The sequence below is a fragment of the Haloplanus litoreus genome (assembly GCF_045690335.1).
GTDB classification, from domain to species: Archaea; Halobacteriota; Halobacteria; order Halobacteriales; family Haloferacaceae; genus Haloplanus; species Haloplanus litoreus.
This window is the reverse complement of record NZ_CP147876.1, coordinates 97,940-117,604: the sequence shown is the minus strand read 5'-3', so window position 1 is coordinate 117,604 and position 19,665 is coordinate 97,940. Positions and strand designations below refer to the sequence as shown.

Below are 19,665 nucleotides of genomic sequence, written 5' to 3'. Positions count from 1 at the left end.
GTTAGTAACCTCCAGGGTCGTTCTCGGTCCGCCGGTAGGACGGCGTCCCGCCGTCTTCGTCGCTGTTCGCGCCACGGGCTGCAGCTTTCTGCGCCACAGCGTGTCCCGCTGCGGCCTTCGGTCCCCATCGGGCCGCGGTCGTCGCGACGCCGGCGCCGCCGATGTAGGCTCCAGCGGCGACACCGCCGATGAGGGCCGCTCCTTTCGTCGCACCACCGAGAACCTTCGCCGTGAGTGGGGTCGCGTATTTGAACGTCTTCCACGTGACATAGAGCGCGACGAGAGGAAGTGAAGACGCGACGAGGTACTTGAGGAACGCTGTTCCCGGCGTCAACGTCCCTCCAGAGTAGAGTAGGTCGTATCCTTTGAGGACTATCGCCGCAGGCAGGGGTAGGATGGCCAATGGGACGAACCGTTTGCTGAACCCCATCGCGACATCAGAGAGGACAGGGATATTGCCGTGCGCAACGGCGAACGCTATGGGCATCCCGTACAGGTAGACGTAGAGGAGAATCTGCCGTATGTAGAACAGCGCCTCCAGTGCCCACATCGAAATTCCTCCGATAAGAGCAAAGAGGAGACCAAGACCGGGGTTGGTAATCGACCCCGTTATGAACTGCAACATAGCAGAGCCCAGCGAGGACAGCTCCGGCATCAGGGCAATCGTGAACCCATCAACAAGGTAGAGCGCGAGCGCTCCAATCCAGTACCAGGTAATAATCAGAAAGGCTCCGACCCAGGCAGTCTTCTTGGTCTTCCGAGCCTCGTACGCACTCCCGATATTGAAGATGCGGATGGTGTGTCGTCCCTGAACGCTCATCACAAGTAGCAGCAGAGAAATCAACATGATCTCGCCGCCGATGAGCCCTTCTTGGATTGCTGGCCAAGGGGCGTTACTTGGTTCTCCGAAAATGAACGTCCCGTCAGTCTGGGGAGTCGGAGTGCCAAACATCTCTTCGGTCAGCGTCTGATACCCCGACCGAAGCCCGTCCATGAACAGACCGATGAACCAATCGACGACGTCTTTGAAACCCTCGAGAACGACGTCTATCAGGTCCACCATCGTTAGGCCTCCGTGATTGAAACCTCGCAGTCACTCATCTCCGTGGATCCGGAGTACTGTACATCGAAGGATTTCGATACCTGGTCGCCGCCAACCTGGGTTCGGACTGTGACGGTGAACTGGCCGCTGTTACCGTCCGGGGAGCATCCCATTCCCTCCTCAGATTCAGAACCAAACGGGAACGAACTACTGAACAGGTCGGTAGTTTCTCCCGGCGAGATCACCACCTGCTCGGTTTCATACATCCCGCTACCTCGGGGATCTTCGACAGGGTTTGGAACATCGCCGGAGAAAATTAACTCAACAATCGCTTCTGGTCCGCTTCCGGTGTTTTCGACGGTGACGTACGCTTCCCCGTTCTTTAGCCGATCCGTCTCGGTGTCTCCATAGACTTCGTCCCACGGCTTCTCAGGGTTATTCCGGTAAAGACCGACCTCTTGAATTCCAATTTCCGGCTGAATCACTGAGGAACTCTCAGCTAGCGTTTCTTCACCGCTGAGGGCCACGACAGTATACTCTCCAGGCTCGTAGGAAGTCCCGATCTCGAAAGAGACCTGCTGTGACCCAGCAGCGGTTTCTCGCTGACCGAACAGTTCCCCATTCGGCTGGACGAGATTGATCTGGTCGACTTCCTCCTCTGAGGAGTATTCAACGACGAGTTCTGTCCCCTCTACAGTGATTTCCTGGATGACTCCTCCTTCATCAGACGGTGTTGAGTTCCCGCCACCCGGGGAATCGCCGTTGTTGAGGCATCCGGCCACGCTCGCGAGAGCGGCGCCGGCGACTGTTCGGAGGGCGGTCCGTCTACTGAGGTGGGGATTGTCCTGAGTCATGGGTTTTGTCCGAAGATGTCTTCTGGGCCGAGCATCCGCAGGAGGCGCTTGCCAGCGTAGAACATCACGAAGAAGGGCAGGAGCTGCCAGCCGACCTCGAACACCAGTGCAAACCAGCCGTCGATCGTCCCGAGTGGGTGCCACCGGGCCGTCGCGGTATCACTCACGTACGCCGGGTCGTGACCGAGCCACGAGCCCGGATGGTACCGAGCCGTGTAGATGCCCGGTTCGTCGATGGTCACGATCGCCACTCCCGAGGCGTTGGTCTCGACGCGCTGATCCGCGACCGTGATGTACCCGTTCCGGGTGGTGCCGCCGATTGGATACTGACGGCTATCGTCGAGCGCAATCGGCGCACCAGTTTGATTGTCCCGCAGTTCGACCCTGAGCGTGGCTTGCGACTGATTCTGTTGGATGACCTCGACAGTGAGATTACTGCGGCGGAGCTGTCGCTCGGACCCGGCATCCGGCTCGACGATTGACGCATTCACGCCCCGGACGATGCCCGCAACGTGCAGCGCCTCTCGATCGACGTTCTCGGCTCGAACGGCGACGCCGTACGTCGTCGTGTACGACTGGTTGACGATGTCGATATTGATGTTCTCACCGATGGTGCCGACTGGTGACGGGCGGTCAGTCCCCCAGGTCTCGATGAGTTCCGGTCCGTTTCGGACCGGCTCGGCACGCGGCCCGATCCGCGAGGGATAGGCGTGGACGTACACCGGAATTGCGTCTGACTCGATGGTGGCGCTATCCGTGCGATTTGACCGGACGAGCGTGTCCCAGTTGGTGTTCCGAGCGGTGTAGAACCGCCAGATGCCACGGACCCGTGCCTCACCGTCCTCCGTGAGCGTGTACCCCTGCCACGGCCGCGACTGGAAGATGGCCACGCCGGCATCGCCGTTCGGATACTCGGCGTAATAGGGGTACGCCGAGAGGTCGTAGATCTCGACGGCGATCGAATCGGAGACGTTGCGTGATTCCGTCCGATAGGTAACGTCGACGTCCGTCCGGTCACCCAGGTCGGTCCTGACGGTTTTCTTCAGCCGGACGCTAATCTCCGCTTCCAGCGTGAGATTCGCACTCCAGTCGTCCTCGATCTGGTAGTCGAGGGCAGGCGTATGGGCTCCGTCACGCTCGGCGATGGTCTCGCCGTCCTTCTTCAACCGGACTTCTTCGATCTCGTGCTCCGTGAGCGACCACGAGATAGTCGTGTTGCCGGAGGAACTCCCGTTGGGGACGCGAACGCGGTAATCAACGAACCCGCGCATCGTCCCATTCGGTGCGATGTACAGTGGGGTTTCACCGGACTCGAGGTGTCCACGAGTAGAGGGCTGGGCCGCGAAGATCGTCGCGTGAGCATCTTCGATGAAGACGCCGTCCTCGAGGTCTGCGTGCGGTGGATGTACGGACGTATCTGGGCCACCGGCGTCGAGGTCCTCAAAGTCGTTCCGCGTCCACGTCGCCGCTGTCGCGGGCGGCCGTTTGAACGTAATGTCTGTCCCGTTCGCGACTTGATGGACAGCGGAGCGGTTCTCGCCGTAGCGCTGGCGGTACTCCTCTTGGCTGATGTAGTTGTCCGCATCCCGAGACCACAGCGTTGCCGACTCGTTTTCCGTGAGCCCGTTCCCCTCCGTACCCGGTCGCGGCGGGTCAGCGGCGACGATACCCGTGACTAGGCTCGTCGCGAGCAAGCCGGCCATGAGCACGGAGAGCTCTCGATGGTTCATAGGGCTCGCAACGGGGACTGCGGGGTAGTTACCAGGGGACGAGGTCGACGCACTGCGCCAGCGGGAGGCCCATCATCGACCCGGCGACGGTGTACAGCGGGCCGAGCACGACGAGGACGACCGCGGACTTCATCGCCGACCGCTTGTGGCGCTTGAGGCCCTTCTTCTGCTCGGGATTGAGGGTGAACATCTCGATGAGGGAGTCAGCCTGCCAGACGATGGCGAGGCCGACGATCCCCAGCGCGGTGGTCAGCTGGAAGAACCCCTCAATCATGCTCGGGAGGTTGTCTGCGCTACAGACCGCGTTACTCTGGGCGGCGACCGGCTGGACAGCGAACAGGCTCAGGAGGACGACGGTGAGCGCTGCCTGCCGAGGGATCTTCCCGGTCAGCGGTGACTGGTTTTCGACGCTAGGCTCAGGGTCGGAGGGAGTCTGGTCCTGTGACATAGCGAGTCAATCATCTGTGGCGTCTCCAGCTGGTGGCTGGTTCTGTTGCTCTTCGACGAGCGACTGTAGGTCGTCGAATCGGTTGGTGTCTTCTGCGATCTCGTCGAGCGTGTAGCCCTGCTCGCGGGCCCGTTCGAGGAGGTCGCGGAGTTCATCGGGGTCAACACCGCGGACTTCCATTTCCTCGCGGAGGGCGCGGCGATAGAGGGCGGAGGCGTTGATGTGGTCGTTCCACATCAGGTACAGGTCATCGATGTCTTCGATGGTGACTGACCTCGTAATCATACATGCGGGTATGGGTATGCACCGGTTGAGTCACGGTACATATTGGCGCGGTAGTTGGATGATACCTAAATGCTTTCTGGCTACCAAGTGGTGCAAGTTTATCGGATAAATTATAACCAAATCACTTGTTTACCTCGTAGGAAAGGACTTAACCAACGAAGGCGCAGGAGGAAGAAGTCTGTTGGTTAAGAGTGAGAATCAGCTCACTTACTCGAGCTCCACAACTTCGCCGTTTCCCCCGTCGAGGACCTCTCGAACCTCGATCAGGAGTTCCTGACCCTCCTCGTGAAGTGCTGTACCTTCGTCGAGGTCGCACTCATCTGCGTCGAGCTGCTCAATGATCTCCTCGACGCGACTTAGCCGATCGTGGATTTCGGAGTCTTTTGCCACGGTTAGATCACCCCCAGCCAAAGTCCGGTGATGACCAGCAACAGCAACAGCAACACAGCGATCGAGACTTTGTAGTAAATCGGTGAGAGCCCCTCGGGTGCAGTCGCTTCATCGACTGCTTCGGCGAGCTCCTGTTCGTGTTCGTGCTCCTGCTGGAAGGTCTCGTACGCGCCGTCGAGCTGTTGCTCCAGCGGCTCGATCTCACTCGCAAGGAACTCTTGGCGGGAGTTCACGATATACTCGCCGGCGGCGGTCGGCGTGATCGTCGCAACGTCCGCCACCTGATCCGCGATGAGTCGGTCATCGGTGTGTCCGATAGCGGTGACCACAGGGGTATTGGCGGTGAAGATCGCCTCCGCGACCCGCTCGGTGTTGAAGGCTTGGAGGTTCGAATCGCTCCCACCGCCACGGCCGACGATGATCGCGTCGACGTCCTCCGAACGGTCGAGATGATGGATGCCGTTCGCGATGGACGTCGGCGCGTTCGACCCTTGGACGGTTGCGTCCTTCACCAGGATGTCGACGGTGGGGTCCTGCTCGTGAATCGCGTTCTGGATGTCGTACCGGGCGTCCCCTCGGAGGGACGTGACGACGCCGACCCGCTCCGGGAACGCCGGCGGTTGCTGTTTCTGTTCGTCGTCGAACCAGCCACGCTCTTCGAGTTCGCTTCGCAGTCGCTCGACGGCAGCCGCCTGGTCGCCGCCGCCGACGACGATCACCTCCCACGGTTTGAGGTCGATTTTCCCACCTTCGACCCAGTAGTCGATATCGCCCTCGAGGATGACTTCGGTCCCGTCCTCGAGGTCGGCGTCCATCTCCCGGTAACGGTTCGCCCAGATCATACAGGGGAGCTCGGCATCGCCGTCGGTGAGCGTGAAGTAAAGCGCCGTACTGTTCTGGTGGAGGTCAGTGACTTCGCCAATACAGCGGACGCCGTTGAGGGCAGGCGTGTCCTGAACGACCGACGCGATCCGGTCGTTTAGCTGGGACACGCTAAGGACCTCTCTCGGATCGGGTTCGATCGCCTGCCGTTCTGTATCCGGTGCGTCCGCCATCTTCGTTTCCTAATTTCTGAACAGGAACCTCAAAAAGCTACGTTCCAGGGATGAATCCGATTTTGGAGAGTAAACCGCAATAGGGAACTTTGTCAACAGAATCGAGACAGCATTCCCTCTCGCACCTACTCAGAGAATTCTTCGTCGTCAAGCTCCTCATTTGCAAACTCTATCAGCTTCTGTAATCTGTCGTTGAACTGGTCCTCGAATTCGGTGTGGAGCGCATCATCGTACATCCGAAGCGTTCGTCCCAGCCCAATAGCAGCAAGCCAGTCTCGGAACTGATTGCTGTTCATCTCGTCGACGGACATACTCAGTGCATTCGTGTTCGAACCGGCAGCCCATAGATGAAGAAGATCGAGATCTTTCACCATCGCTAATCGAGCAAAATCAGCAAATGCTGCGCTCACATCCCGAGATAACTGCGTGTAAGAGACTGAGTCATGATCGAATTCTCGCTCTCCCTCCAGCAGTTCGTTGACGTAGGAAAGCGAGCGCATCGACAGAAATCCTTCTCTATCCATCGCCATCGGGGGATCGTTTTCCGACTCTGCAATGTCGGATAACGCCCGTCCACAGGAACCGCAGTAGTGATGAACCGCTTTGACCCGGCTTCCGCAATTTGGGCAGTAGGGCATACTACAACCTACGAGATAGAGATACTGAGGCTTTGCTTCTACAGGCCTATACCCTTCTGATTCAGCGATTTCGTTACCGATCCTCGGGGTGGTCTGAAATTGAATCAATCTCGTTTAGAGCTTCTGTTGCCACGTCACCAAGTTCGCCGGCCTCGATGTGCGAGTATCGTTCCCGAACCATCTCCTCCGAGTTATCGAGATACCGGGCCGCCACCGTGTATCCGAACGCGCGGACAAGCACCTCTCCCATCCCTCGGCGACCGCCGTGCGGAGCAAGATAATCGTGTTTCGGATGGTCGATGTCGAACCCTGCGGCCTCCGAGAGCCGTTGGAGAATCGACCGTGCGCCGTCCGTCGTGATCGACGGCGGCCGAGTGTCCTCGTCGAGCGCTAGCAGCAGGTCGCGAGCGTACTCCGCACGGCGTTCAGCGATTGCTTCTGGGCGTTCCCCTCGTTCGGCTAGCTCTTCCCGGACGAGCTCTGCGAGCGTCCGTTGGTCGAACGTCGGAAACACCGGCCAGCGCTCCGTTGGTGGGTCCATCAGCTGGCGATAGCTTTGCAACGGCGAGATCACCGGATCGGGGAGGCTCGCGGCATCCCATTGCTGTTTCTTCCGGTAGACGTCCATACTCCCGTCGTCGAGGGAGAGATCCTCCCAGCGGACGCCGCGCCGGCGCGGGTCGTTTGGATCTCGGAGGAGTTCGCCAACGCGGACAGCGGTGTACGCGAGGACGAACACCAGAGCCCGGTCACGAGTCGCCTTCAGCGCCGCGTAGCGTGCTCGCTGCTTGTCGAGGGGGTCAGTATCCTCTGGGAGTGTCGTGTACGCCTCGACAGCGTCGCGGGCCCGTTCGTCGACGTGGCGGGTGAGAGCGTGGCGCTGTTCAGACGTCCAGGCCTGCTGGTCGCCGGGCTTGCGGCCGTCGTCCTCCGGTAACGGCGCCATCGCACTTGCCCGCTGCGCGTAGTGGGCCTCAAGATATCCCTCGTTGACGCACCAGCCACACCACGCAGAGATATAGCGGTAATAGGTTTGTACCGTGTTCTGCTTGAGTCCCCGATCTCCACCGAGATGTCGGGCGTACTCCCGGAACACGCGTTCGTCGAGATCGTCGAAGGTCGGCTCGCGGTCGACGTCTTCGGGGACGATCCCGGTCCAGTCGTCGGCGCCGTGGTCGCCGGCGGCCCACTCGGCGAACTGTTCGAGCTCGCGTGCAGCGTTACGTCGATAGTTCCCACCGTCGCCTCCGCGACCTTTCCCCTTGTCCTGGAGGTAGCGCTCGAAGCTGTCGTCGAGCGGCGTCGAAAGCGCTCGGTCAGGCATCCACCGGCCCTCCACCGTCCTGCGGGCCCGGTCTCGGTGCGTCTACCCCGGGGGAAGCGCCGTCGTGATGCGGTTGCAGCATTCGTGCTTCACCGACGGCGGCGGGGTACTTCAAAGTGGTCGTGATTACGAGCATAATCAGGACCACTTGGTGTATTCGATCCATCGGAAGAATTCGGGGTTCTGGAGCCTCTTAACGTCGGTATTCCGTACTACAGGAAAGTGTATATCGCATATCGCTATACAAAATCTCGGGCCTGGGAAGTTGAGACTACAGTGGGCTTAGCGGGGCTGTGATGCGTGGTTTCAGCCGAATCGATGAGCGGAACCTGCTTCAGATCCCTCTCCAACCGGGTATTCTTGTTGAACTGGAAACTAATTCGGAGCATTTCCGAGACCTCGGATAGTGTAGCCACTCAGACGTCGTGCTAACCCAGACTGAGAGCTTTCTACCCGATTCCAGTCTCCTTCTTCAGCAGCGTCAGCGTATTGTCGGCTGTCACGATCGGCGAGTGCTCGTACTCCCCGGTCAATTCAACCTGGACGAGCAGATCGACTGCCCGCCAGATCGAGTACAACAGACAGGCGAACGCGAAGTAGAAGAACCTGAGCCCGAAATCCTTCGACGTCGTCGCCGCCATGAACCGCTTGATCGATCTGTAGCCGCTCTCGATCTCCCACCTGTAGCCGTACTCAGTGAGGTGACCACTCCCGCAATTCGTCATGAACACCGAGTATTGCCGGTGGTCGTCGTGCTCGGAGTCCTCTTTTCGACGGTAGATTAGCGTCGTCTCGTGCCACTCATTCTTGCCGAGGTGGAGCTTCCGGTCGGTCTCGTATCGGTCCTGGTCGCGCTGGAGCAATCGCTTGGCCTGGGCTTTCTCGCTAGTCTGCATCCGTTTCGGTACTACGTAGGAGAGCCCGCGCTGGCTGAGCATCTCCAGGACGTGCTGGCTGTCGAACTCCCGGTCCATCAGCACGTTATCGACGTGTACCAGCTCCTCGGCTGAATTCAAGAGATCCTTGACGATTTCTAAGCGGGACTCACCCTTCCGAACTGGCCGCGCATCTAGAACGATCGGAACGGCATTCCCGACTAACTGGACGGTCGCCCACTGGTAGGCGTATTCGTCGTTCTTTTCCTTCGTTCCGATTATCTCGTCCTCGTGGCCCGTGCGGTCGCCTGTAAAGGGGTCGGCTTCGGTAATGTCGATGGCGACGATCCCTGCGCGGAAGAACTCCTCCGTTTCTGCGACCTCGTCGATGAGTTGCCGAATTGACTGTCGGTACATCTCTCGAACCTCCGGTATCGAGAGGTTGTGAATGTGGTCACGATGAGCGTGCCCGAGTGGTGTCCGCTCTCGAGTCGACTGTAGGTGAAGCTACGAGCGCCCTCGTTAGCAGCCAGCCGCTCGCGAAGCCCCAGATACGTCTGTAAGTCCCAGTACGCGTTCTCGTGGATCTCGCAGCCGTCTCCACGATCCAGCGAAAATGCCGGGAAGACGACGCGGCTGACGTGGTCGGTGACCTTCTCTGCCTGCTCCAACGTAGTTTGATCGTCCGGGTCTGACTCACCAGACTCGTTCCCGTGGTATCGGAGCCTTCGTGTCGGTTCACGCGGAACCCCGACACCTGCATTCTGGGCTTTGATGAGGATCGTTCGAGCGGCTGTCTCCACTGTCTCTCGGAGGTCAGGGGTGAACCGCTCGTGCCAGCTTCGCCACAGTGTCGACTGGTCCGGGATCGCTTCGAAACCCAGTTGCTCGCGGAGTTCAGGACGGTTCTTTAGGTAGCCGACGAGTGCTGTTTCGTGCTCCCAGCTGTGGAGTTCTTTCAGCACGAACACCCGAAAGAGCGTGTCCATCTGATACCGTGTCGACCCCTCATACCGGTCGTGGGCGCTGAATCGGAAGTAGGCTAGCGGGAGTACACAGACGAACTCCTCGACCGAGTCGTGGCTCTCGTGGTCGAACCACATCTCCGACACTGTCCGGATATCGGATTCCAGTCCAGCAAGCGACGTTCGGTCGTACAGCGGTGTCGACTCATACGCCGGCCACTGAGCGTATTTTCGTTGTGCGAGCCGTCGAAAAACAGTCTGATGAGAGTCAAGAGTCCGCGGCACTACAACACACTGATACCATAATGCTCAAGAGCGTATCTACGTGGCCAGTCGGGAGACACATACTGCGACATGTAATTTCTTTTCTGTTAAGAGAAATACTATGTGTCTTCACGAACAGCACAATGTATGAGTTCAGCTCCATCTCTCACAGAGGTTCAGGAAGTGTTCGAGGCGCTTGGGCCACCTGGAACGCCGTTTACGACGACTGAGGTCGCCACAAGGTTCGAGTGTACCGACCGAACAATCTACAACAGACTTGAGACGCTGGTCGAAGATGGTGTACTGGAGACAAAGAAAGTCGGTGCCCGCGGTCGTATCTGGTGGCGACCAGTGGAGGGAGACGGCGAGAACGAACGGAATACCGAGGAAACGTACCAGAAACTGTTCGAGTCGACCAACGAAGGACTCTGTATTATCGAAGTGTTGTTCGACGCTGACGAGCAGCCAGTCGACTATAGATTCCTCGAAACAAATCCCGCGTTCGATGAACTCACAGGCTTACGAGATGCAGCGGGCAAACGGATACGCGAGTTGGACGTAGACCACAATGACTACTGGATCGAAAAATACGGTGCTGTCGCACAGACGGGTGACCCCATTCAGTTCACAGAATATACAGAGCATCTCGGTGAGCAGTGGTACGAAATCAATGCATTCCGGATTGGTGACCCGACAGAGCACACCGTTGCCGTCCTCTTTGATGATATCACCGAAAATAAACATGCCGAGAACGCGGTAGATGAGGGTGAAAAACGGCTTGAAGCGTTGCTGGAAGCCACCACAGAGGGAGTCTATCGAATAAGCCCAGATTGGTCGGAAATATACCAACTCGCGGGAGAAAATTTCATCGCTGACGACTCCCCCAACACGTGGCAAGAGTATATCCCGGAAGATGACCGAGAGCGTGTCGGGAAGGCAATCGAGGAAGCGATCGAGACACAGAGCCCGTTCGAATTAGAACACCGCATTACCCGCGCCGATGGAACCATCGGGTGGGTCGGTTCGAGGGCAGTACCGATAGTAGAGGACGGCGAGATCGTCGAGTGGGTCGGCACAGCGACGGATATCACCGAACGCAAAGAACAGCAACGGGAGAAAGACCTCCTCTGGCAAGCGATCGAGAAGGCAAATTCACCGCTCATCATGGCGGAACCTGGAGAAGACGATAATCCAATCGTGTATGCGAACCAGGCATTCGAACAGTTGAGTGGGTATACAGAATCGGAACCGCTCGGCCAAGACTGTCGGCTTCTTCAAGGAGAAAACACCCGAGAGGAGCCTGTCAGAGAGCTTCGTGAGACAATCGACAACGAGGAGCAGGTAACCGTCGAACTCCGGAACTATCGGAAGGATGGAACCGAGTTCTGGAACAGAGTGACAATCGCTCCGGTGTACGGCACCGATGGAGAACTCGTTCGGTTTGTGGGGACACAAGAGGACGTCACCGAGCGCAAAGAGCAGGAACGAAAACGGAAACGGGTGATCGATCGGGTGACCGACGGGATCTTTGAGACGGACGCCGACTCGCGGTTTACATTCGTCAGCGAGCAGGCCGAAGCATTACTGGACACGTCCGAAGCGGAACTCGTTGGACGCTACATCTGGAACATGTTCGAGGACGCACGTGAAACGGCCTTCGAAAACCGATACTGCGAGGTGATGGAGACACGAGAACCAACGTCGTTTGTGGAGTATTACTCGGGGCTCGACAGCTGGTTCGACGTGCAGGCGTATCCCAACGATGACGGTGGAGTTGCCGTCTACTTCCGCGATGTCACCGAACGGAAGGAGCGGGAACAGGCCCGACAGCGAGCAGAAAAACGTTACCAGAAGCTGCTGGAACTGGCTCCAGTCCCGATATTCGCCGTCGATCCTGTGACGGAAAAAATACTGGAAGCGAATGAGGCTGTGGGAGACCTTATCGGCTGCTCGGTAGATGACCTCATCGGGCGAACACGGGAATCTGTCCATCCCACTGAAAAAAGCGACGGTTATGATACGATATTCAGGAACGCAACAGAACGAGGGGGAACGTGGCGACACCTCCCTGATGGCTCTCCGACCTATATCGTCACCGACCACGGGGAGAAAATCACAGTCGAAATCACTGCAAAAAGGGTTGAGGTGGAAGGACATGAGGTTGTCTATGGAGTTCTCCAGGATATCAGCGACCAACTCGAATACCAACACCGGCTGGACGCGCTCAACGAGGTAACACACGAGCTGTTCGATGCCGAGATTGAACACGAGGTCACTCGAACAGCAGTCGAAGCGCTGTCGGATGTCCTCGAAACCACCACCGTCGCCTTTTATGTATTCGACGAAGATGAGTGTGAACTTGGACCGGTTGTCCACACCACCTCGGGCGAAGAAGCTGAAGACATCGACGAACTCCCCGTTTTCGAACCCGGAGTTGGGGTCGAGTGGCGTGCATTTACCGACGAACAGACAGCGCTCGTCGACGATTTTCGAACGCGAGAGACGGACTACGAATTCGATCGGACGGTCAGGAGTGAACTGGCCGTTCCGATCGGCGATTGGGGGGTTCTCGTCGTGGGCGATACCCAACCGGATCTTTTCGCCGACTGGACAGTCAGCCTCGTAGAGACTCTGGGGGCCACGACTGAGGCGGCACTAGACTACACCGAACGGGAACGAAAGCTCCGAGAACAGCGTCGAGAGCTGCAGGGAATCGAGTCGTTAAACAGGCAGATCCGCGACATCACTCATGCGATCGTTCAGGCAGATACCCGGGCAGAACTTGAACAATCAGTCTGTGAACGACTGATCGAATCAGACACAATCGAGTTCGCTTGGATCGGTAGGGTCGATCTCGAAGAAAAAGCGGTGATTCCTCAAGCGCAGGCTGGGTCGGACAGCGGCTATCTTGACAGCGTATCTCTCACGTTAGACAGGAGCGAAGACCCTGAACCATCAGTAGAGGCATTGCAGTCGCGAGACGCGTGTGGCAGTTCGAATCTCGCGGCTAACATCCAACACGGCGAGTGGCGAAGTACGGCAATCGAACGTGAGTTTCGATCCGCCCTAAGTGTCCCGCTGATTTATAAGGGAGCACTCCACGGCGCGCTCACCGTGTATTCACGGACGACATCAGGATTTCCGGATACCTTGGAAGCTGTGCTGCAGGAACTGTGCGATTTGATCGCTCGCGCGAGTGCGGCGATCGAACAAAGAGAGGCCCTGCACACGATGCAGACGACAGAACTGGTGTTTGAGGCGCAAGAGGGAGCTACCACATTCTGCCAATTGGCTGCTGTGCTCGGCTGTGAAATCACACTCGAAAGGATTGTTTCCCAGAAAGGGGAGTCGACACTTGCCTTCTTCAGCGTAACCGATGGCACGCCCGAAGAACTACTCGAAGAAGCCGAACACCTCGATGGTATTGAGGGTGGCCGCCTAATCGATCAGATAAACGATACATTCGTCCAATTACGTATCACCCAACCGTGTATCGGATCGGTGTTGGCCGACAGAAGCCTAATTTTACAGCAACTGGTTGCTGATAACAACCGCTGTCGATTGACAGTTGAAGTTCCAGAGTCGTTCAACACTAGACAGGCTGTTAACATCGTTACGTCGCACTACGAAAACGCACAACTGGTCGCTAAACGAGAGTCTGATACTTCGATGAATTCACGAAATGCATCTCAAAACACTGCGCTAGAGTCTCTCACTTCCCGCCAGCGCGAAGTCGTGGAGACGGCTTACCGGTCCGGATACTTTGATTCTCCTCGACACGTAAGTGGGAAGGAAATTGCAGAAATGTTCAATTTCTCTAACTCGACCTTTCATCAACACATCCGAAAGGCGGAAGAGACCCTATTTGAGGAACTCATCGAGGATAATAACGGTTCGCTCGTCACACAGTCTTAGGTACAACACCTCGTGTGCCAGGTGGAGTACCTGAAACGTATCCCGGCGGAGAAGAGTGAGCCTAACTTCGTGTATATGTATTTATGAAAGCGACGTAGATAGGTTATCTTCGATCTCAACTCAAGAGAAGAGGCCTTACATATAAGCTTCAATGATCAGATAAACCCCATATATTGTACTACAATTTGATATTCAAATGAATGATAAACGATCACTGTGGACAATCAGATAACTGCCGCTAATCGGAAGCGGGTGGACGGTACGCAGTTGGTAGACGAAATTGGGATCGATCAACAACAGATCGACTGGCGAAAAGATTTCACGAACTTCGAGCAGGCCGATGAGCGACGACTTGAAGATCTCGGTAGCGTTGTTGAACCGGCCATCGACGACGCTGTCGAGGCGTTTTACGATCATCTGGAATCATACGACGAAACGATCGAGATTTTTGGACGATCGAGCAAAGGGATTGAAGCGCTCAAAGGAAACCAGCGTGAGTACTTACAAGACCTATTCGATGGCCAGTACGAGCAAGCCCACTTCGAAAGCCGCGCTCGAATCGGCAAGATCCATGACATGCTGGATCTCGGGCCGAAGATCTACCTCGGCGCCTACAGCATCTTCTACCGGCACCTGATTGACGCCGTCGTTGATGACCTGAAAGCAGACCTCGCACAGACGGATGGTGGCGACTTGGCACAACAAGGTGACGCCCTCACGCCGGAGAAAGCACTCGACACACTTGCCGATCGAACTCGGTCGATGCTGAAGCTGATGAATCTCGACCAGCAGGTGGCAATGGATACCTACATCCATTCGTACAGTGAGCAACTCGAGGCCGAACTGGAACAACAAAAACAGGTCATCACTCACGTCAATGAGCAGGTGGCACAGGCCACAGAGTCAGCTGAAAACATCACGACGAGTACTGATAGACTCAGTGAACAGGCCCAAGACCAAGCAGAGTCGATGAATCAGGTCGCAGGCGAAGTCGCAGACATGTCTGCCACTGTCGAGGAAATCGCATCGACTGCGGACGAGGTGGCCACGATGAGCGAACACGCCGAAGAACTCGCTCAAGAGGGCCGAGGGGCCGCAACCGACGCCATCGAAGTGATGGAACGAGTCGATGACTCCGCATCGACTGTCGCAACCGATGTCGAACGACTGCAAGAACGAGTCGACGAAATTGATGAAGTAGTCGAGGTGATGAACGAGATTTCCGAACAGACGAATTTGCTCGCGTTGAACGCCTCGATCGAGGCGGCTCGAGCCGGCGAGGCGGGGGACGGATTCGCGGTCGTTGCAAACGAAGTGAAAAGTCTCGCCGAGGAGTCCCAGAATCACGCGAGCACAATCGAGCAGTTGGTTTCAGATATCAAGGAAGACACCGCGGAGACAGTCGTCAGTCTCGAAGAAACCACGGCGGAGATCGACCGGGGCCTCGATCAGGTCACCACTGCGATGGACACACTGCAAGACATCGCTGAATCCGTCCAAGAGGCGTCTCAGGGTATCCGGGAGGTGTCGGATGCGACTGACGACCAAGCCGCCAGCACCGAGGAAGTTGCGAGCATGGTCGGCGAATTAGTCGAGCAGGCAGATACGGTCGCCGATGAAGTCGAAAGTATTGCTGTGGCAAACGAACACCAGGCAGAAAATGTCGACCAGATCAGCGAGACGGTTCAACAACTGACTACTGATTGACTGACAGATATGGACGGTTCAGAACGATTGTCAACGCATCAAAGACGGCAACCAGTGGCCCAAAGCGACGGTTCTGACCTCGTGTTAAACACGAGTCAGATTACCACGTTTGAGCGAATCAACGTCCTTCATGTTGATGATAACGAGAGCATTCTCGATCTGACTGCCACGTTTTTGGAAAAGAGTCACGATCAATCATCTATTCACAGTGAGCTTGATGCCAACGAAGCGCTCGACTATCTCGAAACGAACGACATTGATTGCATTGTCTCCGATTACGATATGCCCGGTCTCAACGGTATCGAGTTTCTCGAACAGGTGCGCGAGGTACATCCTGATATCCCGTTTATCTTGTATACTGGCAAAGGGTCCGAAGAAGTCGCAAGCAAGGCTATCTCGAAGGGGGTGACCGACTACCTACAAAAAGGGACTGGGACAGAACAGTACGAACTCCTGGCTAACCGGATCGACAACGCCGTTGCTCAGCATCGGTCGGAACAACGCGCCAGCAAGATCGAACGCTGGCTCGTAGAACTCGCCGAGGAGACTACGAACATACTCTGGATCTTCACAGCAGATATGGATGACGTGATATTCATCAACTCCGCTTTCGAGGAACTCTACGGCATCCCCATAGACCGACTCCGCGACGATGCATTGGCCTTTCTTGACGCAACTCACCCCGAAGATCGACGGCATGTGGCGAAGGCCGTCGAACGGCTTCGGAACGGGCAGACCGTTGAAATTGAACATCGAGTTAACGAAAGCGAGGACTACCAACGCTGGGTATACGTCCAAGGAAAGCCGATCCGTACTGACGACGGCGAAGTCACCCGGGTCGTTGGCTTCATAACAGACATCACCGAGCGCAAAGAACGCGAACAGCAACTCCGAAAGTTCCAGCGTGCCGTCGAATCCTCGGGCCATGCGATTTATTGTACAGATATTGACGGCATCATCGACTGCGTCAACCCAGCCTTCGAAGAGATAACCGGATACACAGCCAAGGAAGCGATCGGAGAGACCCCAGCTATTCTCCAGTCGGGAGAACACGAGCAAGCGTTCTACGAAGACCTGTGGCAAACCATTCTCGACGGCGACGTCTGGCGTAACGAGGTGATCAACGAACGCAAAGACGGCGAGCGGTTCGTCATCGACCAGACGATCGCTCCGGTGACCGACGAGTCGGGAGAAACAACCCACTTCGTTGCGGTCAATAACGACATCACTGAGCAACGCGCTACCGAGCGCAAGTTAGAGATCCTCCAGACGGCGATCGACAACGCTCACGCGCCACTCACTCTGACTGATCCGCGCAAAGAGGATAATCCGATGGTGTACGTCAACAAGGCGTTCGAAGACTTCACGGGATATACAGAGGCCGAGGCGCTTGGACGGAACTGTCGGTTCCTACAGGGCGAGGACACCGATCCTGACACCGTAGCTCGGTTGCGGGAGGCGATCGACAACGAAGAGCCGATTACTGTCGAGATTTGCAACTACCGGAAGGACGGAACCCCGTTCTGGAACGAACTGAGCGTCGCGCCGGTGTACGACGCCGATGGCGATCTCATCCGGTATCTTGGCACGCAGCGAGACGTTACCGACCGGAAAGAACGTACCCAAGAGCTACAACGCCAGAACGACCGCCTCGAAGAGTTCGCAAGCGTCGTCTCCCACGATCTTCGTAATCCACTCAATGTAGCTGAAGGACGGCTTCAGCTTGCCAAAGACGAGTGTGAGAGTGAGGAGCTATCGCACGTCGAGGGTGCCCTCGATCGAATGGGGGCGCTGATCGACGATCTCCTGACGCTGGCTCGACAGGGGGAAACGATTACCGATTTCGAGTCCATCGAGCTTGCGGCACTGGTCGAGAACTGTTGGGCCACTGTCGAAACAACGAGCGCCTCTCTCGTCGTCGAGATCGATAGTGGAACCTCGATCCAGGGGGATCAGAGCCGGCTGAAACAGGTGTTCGAGAACCTGATGCGAAACGCGATCGAACACGGCGGCCCGGATGTCACGGTGACGGTCGGCGAACTGGACGACGGGTTCTATGTAGCAGATGACGGACCTGGAATCCCCGAAGAGGATCGCGGTCAGATCTTCGACGCCGGGTATTCGACGGCGGACGCAGGGACCGGATTCGGATTGAGCATCCTCGACCAGATCGTCGGTGCTCACGGGTGGAGCATCCAGGTTACCGAGAGTGAGGCCGGCGGTGCTCGCTTCGAAATTACTGGCGTCAGCGGTGCTGGGTCTGCTAGCTATGAACGGGTTGAAGGAAACAATAGGGGAGACCCAAGAGTATGACCGCAGCACATTGCCCACCTTCGGATCGAAAAATGGTGATAGAACTCTGCGAAGCACTCGATGAACATAATGTGGACTTGGACAGTACCCCGTTGCACCAGTATGTTGATCCGGAAGCACTGGAACGAGTTGTTAATTCGGTAGATGACGACTTTGAAATTACATTTAGAGTCGAAGCGATCTCCGTTACTGTGACGCCGAAAGGTGTTCAAACACAGCGACGCGAGTGAACAGTGTAGCCATGACGTCGGGAAATCCGCAAAGGCAGTTTCTGCCCATTTGCATATTCTATTTTGGTACCGGATATTTTTCGTCAACGGTTAGATTCGTAGTATAAAGAAGCTTCAAATTTGTAGGGAATCTCCGACCAGAAGATGTAGCAGACTCCTGCTGATGGCGTATGCATTGAGACGATCAGTCTCAACTTTTGTCGGGCCTCGCTCTGCGCGAGATCATCCGTCGCCGAGTTCCGAAAGCCGAGCCTTGATTTCCTCGGCATCCGCCTCAGAGAGCGCCTCAACACCGAACTGAACGAGTAGCGGGTAGAAGTGGCGGTTCTTCTTGAACTCGTCCTGGCCCGCCTTGCGGAGCTTTAGCTGGGACTCGAGGTAGGTATCCTCCATCTCGTCCAGGACATCGTCGGGAATGTAGATCGTCCGCCCATTCCACTCGTCCTTGATGTTCGTCTTCGTTTTGCTCGTTTCATTCGTTTCATTCGTTGAAGTCGATTCGGTCGTTTCGGTCGATGAACTGGTTTCCACCGTTTCACTCACCTTGCTCGTCTCCTTGGAATCGACCTCATCGTCCTCCTCTTCGTAGTTGCCCTCGATACCGGAAGCATCACCCCAGCCGTCGCTCATGCTTTCACCTCCTCAGGCGCAGTCTTCTCGAACGTCTCGTCGAACAGGTCGGCAATCTCGTTGAACAGGTCGCGTGCATCCTCGACGCGCTGGTTCTCCTTGCCGAAGCCGAAGACGGACACCCCCTCGCCGATCGACTGGGAGAGGTCGGTCCGCTTCGGGATCTCGAACACCGGGAGGGAGTACGCCGACTTGATCTCCTCGATGGTGTCGCGGTGTTCAGCGTTCTGCTCGACGCGGTTACAGACAATCGCGAGCCGATTGATGTCTCCGTACGCCTGTTCGAGGGAACTCAGCTGCTTCGCGAAAATCTGGAGGCTGTTGGCGTTGAGCTTCTCGGGAATGACGGGAATGACGACGTTGCCGGTCGCGACCAGGGCGTTGTCGGTGAGGACGTTCAGGGATGGCGGCGTGTCGACAATGATGTAGTCGTAGTCCTTGTCGAGCTCGTCGAGAGTCATCTCCAACCGCTCGCGACTCTTCGGCGCCTCAAGCAGCGTCTGGATGTTCTTGTTGTTCGCTAGTTTCTCGCTGGCGGGAAGGATGTCGAATTCCTCGTGCTCGACGATGATGTCGTTCACCGACTCCATCTGGTCGAAGTCGAGGACGTCGAACAGCGTCGTACGGTCGGTATCGTAGTACAGATCGTTGTAGCCAAGCGAGCAGGTGAGCCCTCCGTGGTAGTCGATGTCGACCAGGAGGACGTCGTGGCCTCGGGCAGCGAGTGCGCCGCCAGTATGAATGACGTCGGTTGTTTTCCCCGCGCCTCCTTTCTGATTCGCCACCGTGATTCGTGCGGTATTGGTGTCGGTCATTATCTTCGTTTCTCTCGTTGTGTTCGTTTCGTTCGTTTTGGTCGTTTAGTTCGGTGCGTTCGGTGAGGGTGTTTCACTCGGTGAGAGGATTACTACGATGTTAAAACCAACTGTTCGTTTCGTTCGTGGAAGTAAACACACTCGTTGCCATCAACCTATTCGTTCTATTCGTTACGTTCGTTTCA

The 19,665-nt window shown here is 56.7% G+C and carries 15 protein-coding genes and 1 pseudogene; 4 read left to right on the top strand and 12 right to left on the bottom strand.

From position 1 onward, the window contains the following. Window position 1: 1 nt before the first annotated feature. From V8686_RS18265 to V8686_RS18220, 10 genes and pseudogenes are all read right to left on the bottom strand, one after another. Entirely contained in the window at window positions 2-1,063 is a 1,062-nt protein-coding gene (locus V8686_RS18265; RefSeq protein WP_340696118.1) for a hypothetical protein, read from the bottom strand. Between the two features lie 2 nt (window positions 1,064-1,065). Beyond that, window positions 1,066-1,896 carry a hypothetical protein gene (locus V8686_RS18260; RefSeq protein WP_340696117.1) on the bottom strand — a complete coding sequence of 277 codons (831 nt, stop codon included), beginning with the start codon at window positions 1,894-1,896 and terminating at the stop codon, window positions 1,066-1,068. After that, complete coding sequence (locus V8686_RS18255; protein ID WP_340696116.1) at window positions 1,893-3,626, bottom strand: hypothetical protein; 1,734 nt, start codon at window positions 3,624-3,626, stop codon at window positions 1,893-1,895. Before V8686_RS18255 ends, V8686_RS18260 begins: the two co-directional genes overlap by 4 nt. Before the next feature lie 28 nt (window positions 3,627-3,654). Next, window positions 3,655-4,074: a hypothetical protein gene (locus V8686_RS18250; protein WP_008580508.1), complete on the bottom strand. Its 420-nt coding sequence runs from the start codon at window positions 4,072-4,074 to the stop codon at window positions 3,655-3,657. Window positions 4,075-4,080: 6 nt separating this feature from the next. Beyond that, a complete protein-coding gene (locus V8686_RS18245) occupies window positions 4,081-4,359 on the bottom strand; it encodes a hypothetical protein (RefSeq protein WP_008580506.1) in 279 nt (92 codons plus the stop codon). 207 nt (window positions 4,360-4,566) lie between these two features. Then, window positions 4,567-4,749, bottom strand: coding sequence for an exodeoxyribonuclease VII small subunit (gene xseB, locus V8686_RS18240; RefSeq protein ID WP_340696115.1), 183 nt, complete (start codon window positions 4,747-4,749; stop codon window positions 4,567-4,569). Window positions 4,750-4,751: 2 nt separating this feature from the next. Next, window positions 4,752-5,804, bottom strand: coding sequence for an exodeoxyribonuclease VII large subunit (xseA, locus tag V8686_RS18235; RefSeq protein ID WP_340696114.1), 1,053 nt, complete (start codon window positions 5,802-5,804; stop codon window positions 4,752-4,754). 125 nt (window positions 5,805-5,929) lie between these two features. Then, the gene (locus tag V8686_RS18230) at window positions 5,930-6,442 is read right to left on the bottom strand and encodes a zinc ribbon domain-containing protein (RefSeq protein WP_340696113.1); all 513 of its coding nucleotides are present in this window, start codon (window positions 6,440-6,442) and stop codon (window positions 5,930-5,932) included. Window positions 6,443-6,515: 73 nt separating this feature from the next. Then, the gene (locus V8686_RS18225; protein WP_340696112.1) at window positions 6,516-7,766 is read right to left on the bottom strand and encodes a tyrosine-type recombinase/integrase; all 1,251 of its coding nucleotides are present in this window, start codon (window positions 7,764-7,766) and stop codon (window positions 6,516-6,518) included. Window positions 7,767-8,215: 449 nt separating this feature from the next. Beyond that, window positions 8,216-9,891 (bottom strand): annotated as a pseudogene (locus tag V8686_RS18220) (transposase). Between the two features lie 126 nt (window positions 9,892-10,017). On the opposite strand from V8686_RS18220, the gene V8686_RS18215 reads away from it, so the two are divergent. The 4 genes from V8686_RS18215 to V8686_RS18200 all read left to right on the top strand — a co-directional run bounded on the left by V8686_RS18215 (window position 10,018) and on the right by V8686_RS18200 (window position 18,035). Next, window positions 10,018-13,785 carry a PAS domain S-box protein gene (locus V8686_RS18215; RefSeq protein ID WP_340696111.1) on the top strand — a complete coding sequence of 1,256 codons (3,768 nt, stop codon included), beginning with the start codon at window positions 10,018-10,020 and terminating at the stop codon, window positions 13,783-13,785. A gap of 216 nt (window positions 13,786-14,001) precedes the next feature. After that, window positions 14,002-15,492, top strand: coding sequence for a globin-coupled sensor protein (locus V8686_RS18210; protein WP_379707026.1), 1,491 nt, complete (start codon window positions 14,002-14,004; stop codon window positions 15,490-15,492). A 54-nt stretch (window positions 15,493-15,546) separates the two neighbouring features. After that, window positions 15,547-17,805 (top strand): PAS domain S-box protein, encoded by a 2,259-nt coding sequence (locus tag V8686_RS18205; protein ID WP_340696109.1) that lies wholly within the window; start codon window positions 15,547-15,549, stop codon window positions 17,803-17,805. Beyond that, window positions 17,802-18,035: a HalOD1 output domain-containing protein gene (locus V8686_RS18200; protein ID WP_340696108.1), complete on the top strand. Its 234-nt coding sequence runs from the start codon at window positions 17,802-17,804 to the stop codon at window positions 18,033-18,035. The genes V8686_RS18205 and V8686_RS18200 overlap by 4 nt, the downstream gene beginning before the upstream one ends. Before the next feature lie 222 nt (window positions 18,036-18,257). Here V8686_RS18200 and V8686_RS18195 read toward each other — a convergent pair whose 3' ends face one another. After that, window positions 18,258-18,665, bottom strand: coding sequence for a hypothetical protein (locus V8686_RS18195; protein ID WP_340696107.1), 408 nt, complete (start codon window positions 18,663-18,665; stop codon window positions 18,258-18,260). Continuing rightward, window positions 18,662-19,480, bottom strand: coding sequence for a ParA family protein (locus V8686_RS18190; RefSeq protein ID WP_142987585.1), 819 nt, complete (start codon window positions 19,478-19,480; stop codon window positions 18,662-18,664). Before V8686_RS18190 ends, V8686_RS18195 begins: the two co-directional genes overlap by 4 nt. Window positions 19,481-19,665 lie beyond the last annotated feature (185 nt).

Coding starts and splice junctions, on each gene's coding strand:
- V8686_RS18265 (WP_340696118.1), bottom strand. CDS start 1,063: ATGGTGGACCTGATAGACGTCGTTCTCGAGGGTTTCAAAGACGTCGTC.
- V8686_RS18260 (WP_340696117.1), bottom strand. CDS start 1,896: ATGACTCAGGACAATCCCCACCTCAGTAGACGGACCGCCCTCCGAACA.
- V8686_RS18255 (WP_340696116.1), bottom strand. CDS start 3,626: ATGAACCATCGAGAGCTCTCCGTGCTCATGGCCGGCTTGCTCGCGACG.
- V8686_RS18250 (WP_008580508.1), bottom strand. CDS start 4,074: ATGTCACAGGACCAGACTCCCTCCGACCCTGAGCCTAGCGTCGAAAAC.
- V8686_RS18245 (WP_008580506.1), bottom strand. CDS start 4,359: ATGATTACGAGGTCAGTCACCATCGAAGACATCGATGACCTGTACCTG.
- xseA (WP_340696114.1), bottom strand. CDS start 5,804: ATGGCGGACGCACCGGATACAGAACGGCAGGCGATCGAACCCGATCCG.
- V8686_RS18230 (WP_340696113.1), bottom strand. CDS start 6,442: ATGCCCTACTGCCCAAATTGCGGAAGCCGGGTCAAAGCGGTTCATCAC.
- V8686_RS18225 (WP_340696112.1), bottom strand. CDS start 7,766: ATGCCTGACCGAGCGCTTTCGACGCCGCTCGACGACAGCTTCGAGCGC.
- V8686_RS18215 (WP_340696111.1), top strand. CDS start 10,018: ATGAGTTCAGCTCCATCTCTCACAGAGGTTCAGGAAGTGTTCGAGGCG.
- V8686_RS18200 (WP_340696108.1), top strand. CDS start 17,802: ATGACCGCAGCACATTGCCCACCTTCGGATCGAAAAATGGTGATAGAA.
- V8686_RS18195 (WP_340696107.1), bottom strand. CDS start 18,665: ATGAGCGACGGCTGGGGTGATGCTTCCGGTATCGAGGGCAACTACGAA.
- V8686_RS18190 (WP_142987585.1), bottom strand. CDS start 19,480: ATGACCGACACCAATACCGCACGAATCACGGTGGCGAATCAGAAAGGA.